Below are 13,403 nucleotides of genomic sequence, written 5' to 3'. Positions count from 1 at the left end.
TCAGCTTTGCGGTCCGCGGGATGAAGAGCGCCGGCGGCCGTCTCCTTGCCGGGCTCGAACTCCACCGCGACGCGGCCCAGCCCCTGCACCGGCAACTCTACGCGCAATTGCGCACGCAGATCCTGACGGGCTCACTGCCAAGCGGAACCCGCCTGCCCTCCACCCGCACATTGGTCGCTGAGCTCGGTGTTTCCAGGATCACCGTGGTATCGGCGTTCGAGCAACTCACCGCCGAGGGCTTCCTACGCTCGCGCGCGGGCGACGGCACGTACGTGGACACCTTATGGAGTGACAACGCTCCGCGGCAGCCGTTGTCCCGGCCACCGCTGTCCGAACGCGGAGCGGCCACCTCTTCACGTGGCGCCGATCTGTCCGGGGAGGCGCCGCAGGCTTGGGCGCCGACCGAGTCGGAATCATTCGTCGCCAGCCAGGTCGCGGCGTCGGCCTTCCCCGCGGCTACGTGGAAACGCCTCTTGGGGCGCCATGCCGGCAGCACCGAGCAGTTCATGAACGGGTACGGCGACCCGCATGGCCACCGTCCATTGCGGGAGGCGATCGCGGACTACGTCAACGACGTCAGGGGTCTGGGCTGCACGCCGGACCAGGTCATCGTTACCTCGGGCGCCCAGCAGGCGTTCAATGTGCTCGCGGTGCTCCTGCTCGACGCCGGCGACACGGTCGTCGTCGAGGACCCGGGCCATATCTCCGGACGGCTCGCTTTCCAGTCCCAAGGCTGCCCGGTCCGGGGCGTCCCCGTTGACGCGGAGGGGGCGGTCCTTCCGGACGAGAACGACGGCGAGTCCCCGGCTCGTCTTGCCTGCCTGACTCCAGCGCGGCAGCATCCGCTCGGCATAGCAATGAGTCCGGCACGGCGGGCGGAGTGGATCGCCTGGGCGGAACGAAACGGAAGCTGGATCGTCGAGGACGACTGCGACAGCGAGCTACGCTACCGCGGTAAGGCTCTTCCCACCCTGTTCGGACTCGATCTGAGCAGGCATGTCATCACGGTGGGTTCGTTCAGCAAGGTGCTCGCGCCATCCATCCGGCTCGGCTACTGCGTGCTGCCGGAGGATTTGGTGGAGCCGTTCGCGTCCGCATCATCCATCATCGGCCGCCCGCCCGCGACGGTCCTCCAGGCGGCCCTTACGGATTTCCTTTCAGAAGGGCATTTGCATGCGCATCTTCGCCGGACCCGGCGTCTGTATGCGGCCCGTCAGGACGCCCTGCTCGAAGCGATCGATCAGCGCCTAAGCCGCAGGATCCAAGCAGAACAGGTGGACGCGGGCCTGCACGTCATGGGCTGGCTCCGGGAACCTTTGGACGACATCGAGGTGGCGCGAGGGCTTGCTGCGGGTGGCGTGTACACCTACCCCCTCGGCGAATACCGGGTAACCCGCCGCCTTCCGCCCGCCCTGTTGATCGGGTTCGCGGGGACCGCTGAAGATCATATGCCTGAGGCGGTGGGCAGGATGGCCGCTGCTTGGGATCGATGGGAGCAGCTCGGCGCAAGGTCCTGAATGGACTTAACAGCAATGCTCATAATGGATCTTTTTCGACGTCCATTACCCGCGTACAAATGGTGTGTGACAATCCTCACCGCCCTTCGCACGCCTCCCAAGGAGCCAGCCATGCCCCCTTCCGACACCCGATTTCAGGAGCTCCTGAAACCTCGCCTCAATGAAGAGGAAATCGACTCGCTGCCGCGACTGACCGACGAGCTTGCCCGAACCCTGATCGACCGAATCGATGGCGCCCGACTGTTCGGCCATGCTTACGCCCTCCTGGGCAACCTGACGTACGGAGATTATTCGCCGCACGATGTCCTCGACTTCGCGCATCGCCATGGCCTGGCGGGTGTGTGCATCCACGTCCTCGACGGCGAGGAGCGGAGCCTGGGGCGGATGAGCGATGACGGCTTGCGCCAGTTCGCGGACCGCGCCCGCAGCCTGGGTCTCAGCATCCACCTGGAGATCAGCACCACCGCACGCCCGGACGTGGAGGAAGCAGTCCGCATTGCCGGGTTCCTCGGCGTCCAAAACATCCGCGTCTACTCGCGTTTCGAAGGCGTACTCTCCGATGTCTTAGCTCGGATAGAGGAAGACCTGCGCTGGCTCGCTGAGCTGGCCGACGAGCACCGCCTGCATTTTTCCTTCGAGCAGCACGAGGAGCTGCGATCAACCGAGATTGCCGGGCTGTTGCGCCGCATCTCCCACCCGCGACTTCACGCTATGTTCGATTTCGGGAACATGATCAATGCCTGTGAGAGACCGATGGACGCCCTATCGACGCTCGCACCGCACATTCTTCAGGCACACTTGAAAGGTGTTCACATTCTCCCCGAGGGAGACGGGTATGGCCACCGCGGAGTGCTCCAAGGAAGTCCGGAGGACGACCTGCCCGGCGCGCGGATGCTCTTCGAGCTCTTGATGCTCGGCAAGGACGAGCCCCAGGTGATCGCCTTGGCTCTTGAGCAGGAGAACCTGTACTACGCGCCTGCGTTCCGGCACGCCGGCGAGGGAGAGGACCCCTTCATCCCATACCGGGATTTCAGTACAACAGGAATCCCTGCAGGGTGGACCAGGGAGGATCTGCTCGCTGCCGAACCCGGGTGGGCCGACGACCAAGTGAAGTATGTGAAAGGCCTGCTGGCCTCATTACGCGATATCGCTGTCTCGCTGCTGGAAACAAACAAGTCCTTGGAAGGTGCACGATGAGCGCGATAGCCCCCGAGAAGACGACGAAAAGCATCGACTGGAGCAAGTGGATCCGCTTCGCTCTGCTCGTCATGGCGGGCGGTACGATCTATAAGCTCTCCAACCTCAAGGACGCGTTCTACGTTCCCATGCAGGAGGCCATGGGCCTCAGCCATACCGAGATCGGGACGCTGCTGAGCGTAAACTCGATCGTCGCAACGGCCCTTTTCGTTGTGGGCGGTTACCTCGCGGACCGCTTCTCCACGCGGGTCCTCATCCCGCTCGGACTCGTAGGCTGCGGAGCGCTGGGTCTGTTCCTCAGCACCTTCCCCGGATTCAATACGCTCCTGGTGGTCTTCGCGCTGCTCGCTGCTCGCTGTGTGCTCAGACTGCCTGGTCTGGCCGGCGCTGCTGAAGAGCATCCGCCAGCTCGGTGGTTCCAAGGAGCAGGGGCGGCTCTTCGGCCTGCTCGAGGGCGGGCGCGGCGTCGTTGACACTGCGGTGGCCTTCTCCGCCCTGGGAATCTTCGTTTGGCTCGGTTCGGGGGTTGGTGGCTTCCGAGCGGCCATCGCCTTCTATGCGATCCTTGACATTGCCGTCGGTGTGCTTCTGTTCCTGCTGCTTCGCAACCAGACCAGTGAGAATCCAACGCCTAGGAAACATAAAGCTGGTCTCGCTGAAATCTGGCGCGCGGCCAAGCTGCCTCAGCTCTGGTGGGTCAGTTTCACCGTGTTCATGGTGTACGTGGTCTACTGTGGCCTCACCTATTTCATCCCCTATCTGACCTACGTCTACGGACTTCCCGTCGCGCTCGTCGGCGCTTACGGCATCATCAACCAGTACGGCCTGAAGATCCTCGGCGGCCCCATCGGCGGCGTCCTGGTGGACAAGGTATTCAAGGGTGCCAGCAGGTACATCCGACTGGCGTTCCTGTGCCTGATCCCGGTGGTAGCGGTCCTGCTGCTCCTCCCGGCTGATCCGGGCAGCCAGATTCCGGCCATGATCGTCACCCTGCTGTTCTCACTCATCATCTTCACCATGCGCGGCGTGTTCTGGGCCCCGATGGACGAGGTTGGAATCCCCGAGGAGACCAGCGGCACCGCCTTCGGGATCGCATGCCTCGTGGGTTATGCGCCGGGGATGTTCGCTTTCATCGTCTACGGCTCCATCCTGGATGCCAACCCGGGAGCTGCCGGCTACCACATCGTGTTCATCGTGCTCGCGGCACTTGCCCTCGTGGGGGCGCTCGTCTCCAGCGGTCTCGTGCGGGTCGCGCAGGCCCGGCGCGCCGCCGTCGAGGTCCCTTCAAAATCCTAGACGTAAACAATTTCCTAAACGCACACGACGACGGAACCCCCGCCTACCGCGGGGGTTCCGTCGTCGTTACGGCAGCAGCAGGTCAATCCCTTCGCAGGCTGTACGTGCTCACAACGTTGCCCTTGCTCGTGGCGTACTGGTCTTCCAGGACGAGTCTGTTCAGGGGGTCGCCGTCTTCGAAAAGCCGCCGACCGCTGCCGGCCACCACAGGGTGGGTCATGAGCGTCAGCTCGTCCAGGATCCCCGCGAACAGCAGCTGGTGAACCACGGAGATGCTGCCGCAGACTGCGATCTCCCCACCGTCACGCCCTTTCAGGTCAGTGATGAACTGCTCCAGCGGTCCTTCGATGAGGTGCGAGTTTTCCCACTCGAGGGGCTCGGAGAGCGTGCGGGACGCGACGAACTTCTCCACGGGATTGATGAATGCGGCAAAATCTTCGTCCTGCGACGCGTTCGGCCAATATCCGGCCCACTCTTGGTAGCTGACGCGGCCCAGAACCACCGTGTCCACGGTGTTGATCATCTTGGTCAGGCCCTTGCCCAGCTCTTCGTCGAAGCTATCGAACTGGAACTTGAACGGGTCCTGAACTACGCCATCCACGGAGTGGAACAGCCCAGCGGTAACTTTACGCATACGTACCTCCATCGGGTTCTCAGGCATCACGCTATGTTGTGACGGCGTGCTTGGGAAGGACCTTGGGAGCGTGGCGCTAAGCAGTCTGGCCAGCGTGCTGGCCCTCGGAGATTTCCTCTACAACCTTGCTGTTGAACGCTGGGAGGTCGTCCGGGTTCCGACTGGTGACAAGGCCCTGGTCCACGACGACTTCCTCATCGGTCCAGTTGGCGCCCGCGTTCTTCAGGTCCGTCTGGAGCGTGTGGTACGAAGTGACGTTGCGGCCCCTGATGACGCCCGCGTCGATGAGGATCCACGGCCCGTGGCAGATCGAGGCTACGGGCTTGTGCTGCTCGAAGAAGGCGCGCGTGAAGTTCTGCGCATCCTTGTCCACGCGGAGATGATCTGCATTTACCACGCCGCCTGGGAGTACCAGGGCGTCAAAATCCGATGGGTTGGCGTCAGCTACTGCGAGATCGACGTCGAAGGTGTCGCCCTTCTCCACGCCGTTGAATCCCTGCAGCTTTCCCTTTGAAAGTGCCACGAGCGTTGGCTGGCCGCCAGCGTCCTTCACGGCTTGCCACGGGCTGGTGAGCTCAACCTGCTCCACGCCGTCGGTCAGCAGAAATGCGATCTTCTTGCCTGTGATGCTGTGTTCTGACATCGTTCCTCCTCCATTGCGCGGCGGATTTGCGTTCGCTTGCGATTGCGCGCGGGCGTTAGCCGCCGCTGTGAGAGTTGTTTGTCTGACCTGTTCAAGCCTAGGGGAGGACGTTTTAGTAAGCAACCTGACTATTGACCAACGCTGGGATGCTGATTGCTTAACGATCGAATATCGATAGAATCACATTGTTGTTCGATAAAAAGGAGCTCACATGGGAAAGCTAACAATCCTCGCGTTGCGGGTAGTTATTGCGATGGTTTTGGCTGGCTCACTGTTCGTTCAGGTGTGGATGGTGCCGCTGTTCTCTGCCGACCTTGTTGAGGCTGGCGCCCCCGACGGTCCACGTATCGCACTGCTGGTGATCGTGGTCCTGGGGATTCTCTGTGTTCAGGTTGTTGCAGTCTGCGTGTGGCGTTTGCTCACGATGGTGCGCCGGGGAACGGTCTTCTCCCACGCGGCCTTCCGGTTCGTAGACGTGATCTTCGGAGCTGTTTCCATTGCCGCAGTGTTGATGTTCGGCATCGCGGTGATCTTGGCTCCGGGCGATATTGCGCCCGGGATTGTGCTGTTGATTTGCGGGGCTTCGCTGATGATCGGCGGTGTGGCGCTTCTTGTTTTGGTGATGCGGGCGCTGCTTGCCCAAGCTGTGGAACGCGACGTGGAAGCGGCACGCTTGCGCTCCGAGCTCGACGAGGTGATCTGATGCCCATCATCGTGGACATCGACGTCATGCTGGCCAAGCGGAAGATGCCCGTGGGCGTGCTCGCTGAACGGGTTGGAATCACACCTGCCAACTTGGCTGTGCTGAAGAATGGGCGGGCAAAGGCAGTGCGGTTTACTACGCTCGAAGCGCTGTGCGAGGTGCTGGAATGTCAGCCAGGGGATCTGCTGCGGTGGGAAGCTGAGGTAGAGGAGGACGCCGGGGCGGCCTAACCCCCTATTTCTTCTTCCCGGTCCTCTTCGCCGCAGCGTTCATCGCGGACTTCACGGCAGGAGGCAACCCAGCCGTTTCCGTCTCGGGCTCCGCAACCGTGCCGCGCCAGCGAGCCAAGCCCTTCATGCCGTGGTAGATCACCAGGGCGGCGGCAGACCCCAAGGCAATGCCCGTGAACTTCAGCTCGCCAATAGTCCACGTGTAATCCGCAATGCCGATAATCAGGGCAACAGCAGCCGTGGTCAGGTTGATCGGGTTGGAGAAGTTGACCTTGTTCTGCACCCAGATCTTCACGCCGAGCACACCGATCATGCCGTACAGCATGGTCGCAGCGCCGCCGAGGACGCCGGCCGGGACGGTTGCGATCAGTTCGCCGAATTTCGGGGAGAAGCTCAGCAGAATGGCGAAGATACCGGCAACCCAGTAGGCCGCCGTCGAGTAGACCTTGGTGGCGGCCATGACGCCAATGTTTTCCGCGTACGTCGTGGTACCGGAACCGCCGCCGAGGCCGGCAAGTACGGTCGCGGCGCCGTCGGCCATCAGGGCGCGTCCGGAGACGCCGTCGAGGTTTTGACCGGTCATCGCAGCCACAGACTTTACGTGTCCCACGTTCTCGGCCACCAGAACCAGCACCACCGGCACGAACAAGCCCACGACCCCGATGTGGAACTCGGGCGTCTGGAACAGGGGCAGGCCCACCCACGCGGCCGCATCCATCTTTTCGTAGCTGACCTCGCCGCGCATCATCGCCACGAGATACCCGACCACGACGCCCACCAGAATGCTCAGGCGCCCCAGGATTCCGCGGAAAAGGACGCTGACCAGGATGATCGTCACCAGGGTTACCAAGGCGGTTACCGGTGCGAGGTCGAAGTTGTTTTTCGCGGCCGGCGCCAGATTGAGGCCGATCAGCGCGACGATCGCGCCTGTGACGATCGGCGGCATGAGCCGGTTGATCCATTCGGCGCCAAACTTCTGGACCACGGCCCCAATAAGCGCCAGTACGACGCCGGCAAGCACCACGCCGCCCAAAGCGCCACTAACGCCGTACTGTTGCTGGGACGCCATGATCGGGGCGATGAAAGCGAAGCTGGAACCCAGGTAGCTGGGCACGCGGCCCTTGGTGATGATGAGGAAAAGCAGCGTGCCGATGCCCGAGAAGAGCAATGTGGTGGCGGGCGGCATGCCGGTAATGATCGGTACCAGGAACGTCGCACCGAACATCGCGACCACGTGCTGCATGCCGATGCCAATGGTGAGGGGCCAAGCAAGCCGCTCGTCGGGCGAGACCACGTGGCCGGGCCGGACCGACTTCCCGTTGCCGTGGAGCTTCCATTTGGTGCCGAGCATGCTCATGGCGGGCCTTCCTCAGAAGAATGTTGGGATTCGGTGCAACATTACCGCCATTGTGGGGCCTGCTCTACGCGCCTCGCGCTCGGAATGGCGCGCAAATCGGGCCCCGCAACGCAAGGAAACGACACGCGGAGTCATTCACTGTGCCCAACGTCACGGGCCGTCACGGGAAGAGGCCATGTGAAGTTGAAGTTGCAACCATGGAAAGCAGAAGTGCCCGGCCACCCCAGGGCCAGGGCCCAGCGAAAGGTTTACGAATGACGATCGCCCACGAAGAAGCAGTCATTGACGCCGCAGCAGTCGACGCCATTTTTGCCGAAGCCCGCACCGCAAACAGCTTTGCCGGTGAGGTCACCGACGAGCAGGCCCGCGCCATCTACGAGCTCACCAAGTTCGGCCCCACGGCCTTCAACTCCCAGCCGCTCCGCGTGACATACGTGCGTTCGGACGAGGCCCGCGCCAAGCTGGTTGACGCGCTCTCCAAGGGCAACCAGGCCAAGACCGCCTCGGCTCCGCTGGTCGCCATCCTGTCCTACGACACCGATTGGCAGGGCCAGTGGGACAAGTTCCTCCCCGCCTACGGCGCCCCCAAGGCAATGTACGACGCCGATCCCGCCTTCGCTGCCTCAACCGGCAACAACAACGCCCACCTGCAGGCCGGCTACTTCATTCTGGCCGTGCGCTCACTCGGTTTCGCTGCTGGCCCGATGACCGGCGCTGACTTCGCCGCCATCGATACTGAGTTCTTCCCCGACGGCGACCAGAAGAGCTTCCTCGTGGTCAACATCGGCCAGCCCGGCCCGGACGCCTGGGGCGAAGCCAAGCCGAAGTTTGCGTACGAAGAGGTTGTCCGCACCGTTTAGTCTTTCCAACTTTTCCGCCGATGCTCTCGTACAGGATGTGCGAGAGCATCGGCGCTTAAGGGTCAGGATGTGAGCGAGGATCCGGGGGTTTGGATGCTCTCTCACATCCTGCGGCTATTTCGGCATCCCTCTCGCAGATCCCGTCAGTTCTGACCCGCTGAGTGGCAAACTATGCCTATGCGGAACCTCATCTGGGTGGCATTTACGGAGCCCGTGCGGCCAGGGCTGGTGTTTCCGCGCAGCGACTGGCCCCTCCACATCACGTTGTTAAGGTTCGACGTCGGAACTGACGTGAGTGCCGACGTCGCCGATGTCCTCGCTGACTTGGCCGAGGCGCCGGTCCAGGGAGCCCTCGGAACGCAACTGACCATTGGGGAAGAAGCGGGCTTCGGCCACATGGGATCGATTCCCGTGAGCTTGGTGGAACAAAACCCGTTGCTCCAAGGCCTGCACGAGGAGCTCTTCGACGCCGTGGTCAGCGTGGGCGGGCGCATCGCTACGCCGAATTACGTCCTTGAACGTTACCGACCACACATCTCGCATCACGACGGCAAACGCCCAAAGCCGGGAGACGTCGTCGTGCTTGACCAGGTGGCGCTGGTGGACATGGCGCCGGAAGGCAACCACACCATCCGGCGCATCCTCAGACTCTGGACGCAGGACGCCGCAGAGGCTGAGGACTCGCAAACCGCATAAGGACGCGAATCAGAGCCTAGGCAATGACCCCATCCACCAAAGCCTTGGCTTCCTCCTGCACCTTGGCCAGGTGATCGGCGCCCTTGAAGGACTCCGCGTAGATCTTGTACACATCCTCGGTGCCGGAGGGGCGGGCAGCGAACCATGCGTTCTCGGTAACAACCTTCAGGCCGCCGATTGAAGCGCCGTTGCCGGGTGCTTCCGTGAGCTTGGCGATGATGTCTTCGCCGGCCAGTGAAGTAGCCGTGACGTCCGCCGCGGAGAGCTTGCCAAGCTTGGCCTTCTGCTCACGGGTGGCGGCGGCGTCGATGCGCGCGTAGACGGGTGCGCCGAACTGGTCGGTGAGTCCCTTGTACAGCTGCGACGGCGACTTACCCGTGACAGCCGTGATTTCCGAGGCCAGCAGGGCCAGAAGGATGCCGTCCTTGTCCGTGGTCCACACACTGCCGTCGCGCTTGTTAAAGGAAGCGCCGGCCGATTCCTCGCCACCGAACGCACCCTCGCCGGACAGCAGGCCCGGAACGAACCACTTGAATCCGACGGGAACTTCAACCAGCTTGCGGCCGAGTCCTGCGGCTACGCGGTCGATGATCGAGGACGAAACCAGCGTCTTACCGACCACGGATTCGGGATTCCAGCCGCTGCGGTTCCGGTACAAGTAGTCGATGGCGACAGCGAGGTAGTGGTTCGGGTTCATGAGTCCACCGTCCGGCGTGACGATGCCGTGACGGTCAGCGTCGGCGTCGTTACCCGTGGCGACGTCGTAGGCGGCAGTACCATCGGCGCCCACAGACATGCGCTTGATGAGTGATGCCATAGCCGACGGCGAGGAGCAGTCCATGCGGATCTTCTCGTCCCAGTCCAGGGTCATGAAAGCCCACTGGGGGTCGACGGTGGGGTTCACGACCGTCAGGTTGAGCTGGTGACGCTCACCGATTTCGCCCCAGTAGTCAACGGACGCGCCGCCCATGGGATCGGCACCGATGCGGACACCGGCGTTGCGGATCGCGTCAAGATCCAGGACGGACGGGAGATCGTCAACGTAGCTGCTGAGGAAGTCGAACTTTCCGGTGGTGTCCGCATTCAAGGCATCATTCAAGGGAATGCGCTTGACGCCCCGGAGGCCGTTCTCAAGGAGCTGGTTGGCGCGTTCGGCGATCCACCCTGTGGCGTCCGTGTCGGCCGGTCCGCCGTGCGGGGGGTTGTACTTGAAGCCACCGTCGCCTGGCGGGTTGTGGCTGGGCGTGACAACAATGCCGTCAGCCTGCGGCGTTCCCGGTGCGGCTTCGCGGTTGTACTTGAGGATGGCGTGGCTCAGTGCGGGCGTGGGCGTGTAGCCGTGGCGCGCATCCACGAGCACCGTGACGCCGTTGGCCGCGAGCACCTCCAAAGCGGAGTTCTGCGCGGGCTCGCTCAGGGCGTGGGTGTCCCGCCCGATGAACAACGGCCCGGTGATGCCCTGGCGGCCGCGGTATTCAACGATTGCCTGCGTGATCGCGAGGATGTGCGGCTCGTTGAACGACGACTTCAAGCTGGATCCGCGGTGGCCCGACGTTCCAAACGCCACGCGTTGCGCGGGATCGCCCAAATCCGGGGTGACGTCGAAGTACGCGTCCAGCAGGGCTGTGATGTCAACAAGGTCCTGGGGAAGGGCAACTGTGCCCGCTCGGCTAGCCATGTCGTCCAGCATGCCAGACCACCGCGCCCCCTGACAGGAAATGTCCCGGGATGCCGCCCCTGTGACGCAGAATGGCGGCGATGTGGCGCCGGATGAGCCAAAGATTTACCTCGCGTTTACGAGCGGCGGCTTTAGTGGGAGGATTCCGCCCCGTCGGCGTTCCAGATAATGGGCCAAACCCGGAAAGCGGGTCGCCTTATGCGGCGAACGTCGCGGCGGTAGGGTGGGAAACGAAGACTTAGCGAGGGGGATTCCCATGTCAGATCAACCATCCAAGGGCAACGAGGACAAACCGGCGGGCTACGAACCGCCGCAGTACATCCCGCCCGCCGAATTCAGCGCACCGGAGCAGAGCTCACAGACGCAGCCGCTTCCGCCGTACGATCAGGGCGCGTACACGCAGAACGCCCAGGGCCAGAACGACTTCTACACGCAGCCGCTCCCGCCCACAAGCCAGAGCAGCGGCCAGAGCGGCGCAAGCCAGGCCTCATACACACCCGGTGATTACAGCCAGCCGGCCCCATCGCCCTATGGCCAGCCGCCGAGCCCTTACGGCCAGAGCCAGTACAATCAGACCCCGTACCAGCAGCAGCCCTATGGGCAGCAGAACCCGTACGGCCAGCCCGCTTACTACGCCATGCCCACGCAGCCCAAGGGCCTAAGCATCGCGAGCATGTGCTGCGGCATTGCAACGTTTGTTGGCTTTGGGTTCTTCATCCTGCCCCAAATCGCAGCAGTGGTCTTGGGCCACCTTGCCCTCAACCGCGAACCCGCTGGCAAGGGCATGGCGCTTGCTGGCCTGATCATGGGTTACGTCGGCGTGGCTATCACGGTGGTGGTCTTGATCTTCTTCTTCGCCGCGATCGGGGCATCAACCAGCAGGTACAACTACTAACGCTCACTGCGCCCCTCGCAGGGGCAGCTGTCCGCAAACGCGTACGACGGCGACCCTTACGTCAGGTGGAAATCCCCCCGAGCGTAAGGGTCGCCGTCGTTGTTAAGCGCAAACCGGGTCGGTCAGCTGGCGTGAGCGACGCCGGAATTCGAAGGCCCGAAAGCCAGCTACCGCACCCCACCCATCAACTTCTTGATGGCCGGGGATCCAGCGGCGAGGGCCACAGCCAACACCACAGCCACACCGCCGATGCCCAGGAAGTACGGGAGTTCGTCGTCGGGGTTGTAAAGGCCCGCAAGGATGCCTGCCAGCGTGGTGCCCAGGGAGACGGACAGGAAAAACAGCGCCACCATCTGGGTGTGGAAAGCCTGCGGGGCGAGTTTGGTGCTCACGGATAGGCCAATGGGGGAGAGGAAGAGCTCTGCCAGGGTGAACAGGAACAGGATTCCTACCAGCGCCAGCAGCGGTGTCTTGCCCTCGCCAGCCAGCGGGATGAACGCAAGGAACGCCAGGCCCATGATGAGCAGGCCTGCCGAGAACTTCAGCGGGGAACTCGGCTGCTTGGAACCAAGCTTGGTCCACAGGGCTGCCATGACACCGGCGAAGATGATGATGAACACAGGGTTGATGGACTGGACCCATGCGGCTGGCATTTCCCAACCGAACAGGTTGCGGTCCAGTTTCTCCTCGGAGTAGACGGCGATGAACGTGAACTGCTGCTGGAACAGTGCCCAGAACGCGGCCGATGCGATGTACAGCGGGATGAAGGCCAGCACGCGTTTGCGCTCCAAGCCTGTGACTTTGGCGCTGCGGAAGATCAGGAAAAGGTAAATCACCGAGGCCCCGATGGCAGCGTAGGCCATGCTGCGTGCCAGGTTGTCAGCGTTAACGGTGCCCGTGCCGAGCAGTACGCCGATCACGATCAGGATGCCCAGGAAAATCAGCCCGTACCGGGTGCGGTCAGCAGCCGGGAGCGGGTTGGGAACGCGGTGGGCTTCCTCGGGAAGCTTGTTGCGGCCCAGCGAGTAGATGACCAGGCCGATCGCCATGCCCACTGCCGCTGCGCCGAAGCCCCAGTGGAAGCCGTTGCTCTCCTGGAGCCAGCCGGTGACCAGCGGGCCGATGAGCCCGCCGATGTTGATGCCCATGTAGAAGATGGAGAAACCGGCGTCGCGGCGTTCGTCCTTCTCGCCGTACAGGCTGCCGACCAGCGCCGTCGCGTTGGCCTTCAGGCCACCGGAGCCGATCCCCACAAGCACCAGGCCTGCGATCAATCCGGGAATACCGGGCAGGAGGGCCAGTGCGATGTGGCCGGCCATGATCATGAGGGCGGAGCCGAAGAGGACTTTTTCAGAGCCAAAGAGACGGTCGGCAAGCCAGGCGCCCAGAATCGTGGACAAGTAAACGCCGCCGCCATACGCGCCGACCAAGCCTGCGGCGAGGCCCTTGTCGATGGAAAGCCCGCCTTGGTCCGCGGTGAAGTACATGTAGTAAAGCAGGATGCCCTGCATGCCGTAGAAGGAGAATCGCTCCCACATCTCCACGGAGAAGAGGCTGGCCAGCATCTTTGGGTGGCCGAAGAATGACGTATCGCCCGATGGTTTTTGGGGCGTAGCCGTGGTTAGAGGTGTGCTCATTTCCTCAATGCTGGCATTGACTGCGGGCATTGTCACATCGATGGATGCCCATGGCAACCA

At 62.9% G+C, this 13,403-nt stretch carries 14 protein-coding genes; 9 read left to right on the top strand and 5 right to left on the bottom strand.

Features of this window, described 5'->3' with window-relative positions:
• Positions 1 to 20: 20 nt before the first annotated feature.
• The 4 genes from ACFX4T_RS05300 (at position 21) to ACFX4T_RS05285 (ending at position 4,010) form a co-directional block, all read left to right on the top strand.
• Positions 21 to 1,517, top strand: coding sequence for a PLP-dependent aminotransferase family protein (locus ACFX4T_RS05300; protein ID WP_377651040.1), 1,497 nt, complete (start codon positions 21 to 23; stop codon positions 1,515 to 1,517).
• A gap of 111 nt (positions 1,518 to 1,628) precedes the next feature.
• On the top strand, positions 1,629 to 2,714 hold the full coding sequence (locus ACFX4T_RS05295) for a sugar phosphate isomerase/epimerase family protein (RefSeq protein WP_377651039.1): 1,086 nt from the start codon (positions 1,629 to 1,631) through the stop codon (positions 2,712 to 2,714).
• Entirely contained in the window at positions 2,711 to 3,187 is a 477-nt protein-coding gene (locus tag ACFX4T_RS05290; RefSeq protein WP_377651037.1) for an MFS transporter, read from the top strand. Before ACFX4T_RS05295 ends, ACFX4T_RS05290 begins: the two co-directional genes overlap by 4 nt.
• Complete coding sequence (locus ACFX4T_RS05285; protein WP_377651036.1) at positions 3,072 to 4,010, top strand: MFS transporter; 939 nt, start codon at positions 3,072 to 3,074, stop codon at positions 4,008 to 4,010. Before ACFX4T_RS05290 ends, ACFX4T_RS05285 begins: the two co-directional genes overlap by 116 nt.
• A gap of 82 nt (positions 4,011 to 4,092) precedes the next feature.
• On the opposite strand, the gene ACFX4T_RS05280 is transcribed toward ACFX4T_RS05285, so the two are convergent.
• On the bottom strand, positions 4,093 to 4,644 hold the full coding sequence (locus tag ACFX4T_RS05280; RefSeq protein WP_377651035.1) for a dihydrofolate reductase family protein: 552 nt from the start codon (positions 4,642 to 4,644) through the stop codon (positions 4,093 to 4,095).
• Positions 4,645 to 4,720: 76 nt separating this feature from the next.
• Positions 4,721 to 5,287, bottom strand: a complete 567-nt coding sequence (locus ACFX4T_RS05275) for a type 1 glutamine amidotransferase domain-containing protein (protein ID WP_223947479.1) — start codon at positions 5,285 to 5,287, stop codon at positions 4,721 to 4,723.
• Positions 5,288 to 5,498: 211 nt separating this feature from the next.
• On the opposite strand from ACFX4T_RS05275, the gene ACFX4T_RS05270 reads away from it, so the two are divergent.
• Positions 5,499 to 5,990: a DUF2975 domain-containing protein gene (locus tag ACFX4T_RS05270; RefSeq protein WP_216924285.1), complete on the top strand. Its 492-nt coding sequence runs from the start codon at positions 5,499 to 5,501 to the stop codon at positions 5,988 to 5,990.
• Entirely contained in the window at positions 5,990 to 6,220 is a 231-nt protein-coding gene (locus ACFX4T_RS05265; protein ID WP_223947480.1) for a helix-turn-helix transcriptional regulator, read from the top strand. Before ACFX4T_RS05270 ends, ACFX4T_RS05265 begins: the two co-directional genes overlap by 1 nt.
• A 4-nt stretch (positions 6,221 to 6,224) precedes the next feature.
• On the opposite strand, the gene ACFX4T_RS05260 is transcribed toward ACFX4T_RS05265, so the two are convergent.
• Positions 6,225 to 7,577: a uracil-xanthine permease family protein gene (locus ACFX4T_RS05260; protein ID WP_216924282.1), complete on the bottom strand. Its 1,353-nt coding sequence runs from the start codon at positions 7,575 to 7,577 to the stop codon at positions 6,225 to 6,227.
• A gap of 254 nt (positions 7,578 to 7,831) precedes the next feature.
• Between ACFX4T_RS05260 and ACFX4T_RS05255 the strand changes: the two genes are divergently transcribed.
• Both ACFX4T_RS05255 and ACFX4T_RS05250 read left to right on the top strand, forming a co-directional pair.
• Positions 7,832 to 8,437: a malonic semialdehyde reductase gene (locus tag ACFX4T_RS05255; protein ID WP_377651034.1), complete on the top strand. Its 606-nt coding sequence runs from the start codon at positions 7,832 to 7,834 to the stop codon at positions 8,435 to 8,437.
• Positions 8,438 to 8,614: 177 nt separating this feature from the next.
• Positions 8,615 to 9,133, top strand: coding sequence for a 2'-5' RNA ligase family protein (locus tag ACFX4T_RS05250; RefSeq protein ID WP_216924279.1), 519 nt, complete (start codon positions 8,615 to 8,617; stop codon positions 9,131 to 9,133).
• 16 nt (positions 9,134 to 9,149) lie between these two features.
• Here the strand turns inward: ACFX4T_RS05250 and pgm are convergent, their stop codons facing one another.
• A complete protein-coding gene (gene pgm / locus ACFX4T_RS05245; RefSeq protein ID WP_223947482.1) occupies positions 9,150 to 10,811 on the bottom strand; it encodes a phosphoglucomutase (alpha-D-glucose-1,6-bisphosphate-dependent) in 1,662 nt (553 codons plus the stop codon).
• 256 nt (positions 10,812 to 11,067) lie between these two features.
• Between pgm and ACFX4T_RS05240 the strand changes: the two genes are divergently transcribed.
• Positions 11,068 to 11,706, top strand: a complete 639-nt coding sequence (locus ACFX4T_RS05240) for a DUF4190 domain-containing protein (protein WP_223947483.1) — start codon at positions 11,068 to 11,070, stop codon at positions 11,704 to 11,706.
• Positions 11,707 to 11,873: 167 nt separating this feature from the next.
• Here ACFX4T_RS05240 and ACFX4T_RS05235 read toward each other — a convergent pair whose 3' ends face one another.
• Positions 11,874 to 13,373, bottom strand: coding sequence for a peptide MFS transporter (locus ACFX4T_RS05235; RefSeq protein ID WP_223947484.1), 1,500 nt, complete (start codon positions 13,371 to 13,373; stop codon positions 11,874 to 11,876).
• Positions 13,374 to 13,403 lie beyond the last annotated feature (30 nt).

This window comes from Paenarthrobacter sp. YIM B13468, assembly GCF_042788025.1.
GTDB classification, from domain to species: domain Bacteria; phylum Actinomycetota; class Actinomycetes; order Actinomycetales; family Micrococcaceae; genus Arthrobacter; species Arthrobacter aromaticivorans.
Note: the sequence above shows the minus strand (reverse complement) of the source record. Positions and strands in the feature narration are given on the sequence as shown.

Excerpts from the sequence above, each read along its gene's own strand:
- ACFX4T_RS05250 (WP_216924279.1), top strand. The coding sequence starts at position 8,615 with ATGCGGAACCTCATCTGGGTGGCATTTACGGAGCCCGTGCGGCCAGGG.
- ACFX4T_RS05270 (WP_216924285.1), top strand. The coding sequence starts at position 5,499 with ATGGGAAAGCTAACAATCCTCGCGTTGCGGGTAGTTATTGCGATGGTT.
- ACFX4T_RS05235 (WP_223947484.1), bottom strand. The coding sequence starts at position 13,373 with ATGCCCGCAGTCAATGCCAGCATTGAGGAAATGAGCACACCTCTAACC.
- ACFX4T_RS05240 (WP_223947483.1), top strand. The coding sequence starts at position 11,068 with ATGTCAGATCAACCATCCAAGGGCAACGAGGACAAACCGGCGGGCTAC.
- ACFX4T_RS05295 (WP_377651039.1), top strand. The coding sequence starts at position 1,629 with ATGCCCCCTTCCGACACCCGATTTCAGGAGCTCCTGAAACCTCGCCTC.
- ACFX4T_RS05265 (WP_223947480.1), top strand. The coding sequence starts at position 5,990 with ATGCCCATCATCGTGGACATCGACGTCATGCTGGCCAAGCGGAAGATG.
- ACFX4T_RS05255 (WP_377651034.1), top strand. The coding sequence starts at position 7,832 with ATGACGATCGCCCACGAAGAAGCAGTCATTGACGCCGCAGCAGTCGAC.
- ACFX4T_RS05300 (WP_377651040.1), top strand. The coding sequence starts at position 21 with ATGAAGAGCGCCGGCGGCCGTCTCCTTGCCGGGCTCGAACTCCACCGC.
- ACFX4T_RS05290 (WP_377651037.1), top strand. The coding sequence starts at position 2,711 with ATGAGCGCGATAGCCCCCGAGAAGACGACGAAAAGCATCGACTGGAGC.
- ACFX4T_RS05280 (WP_377651035.1), bottom strand. The coding sequence starts at position 4,644 with ATGCGTAAAGTTACCGCTGGGCTGTTCCACTCCGTGGATGGCGTAGTT.
- ACFX4T_RS05275 (WP_223947479.1), bottom strand. The coding sequence starts at position 5,287 with ATGTCAGAACACAGCATCACAGGCAAGAAGATCGCATTTCTGCTGACC.
- ACFX4T_RS05260 (WP_216924282.1), bottom strand. The coding sequence starts at position 7,577 with ATGAGCATGCTCGGCACCAAATGGAAGCTCCACGGCAACGGGAAGTCG.
- pgm (WP_223947482.1), bottom strand. The coding sequence starts at position 10,811 with ATGGCTAGCCGAGCGGGCACAGTTGCCCTTCCCCAGGACCTTGTTGAC.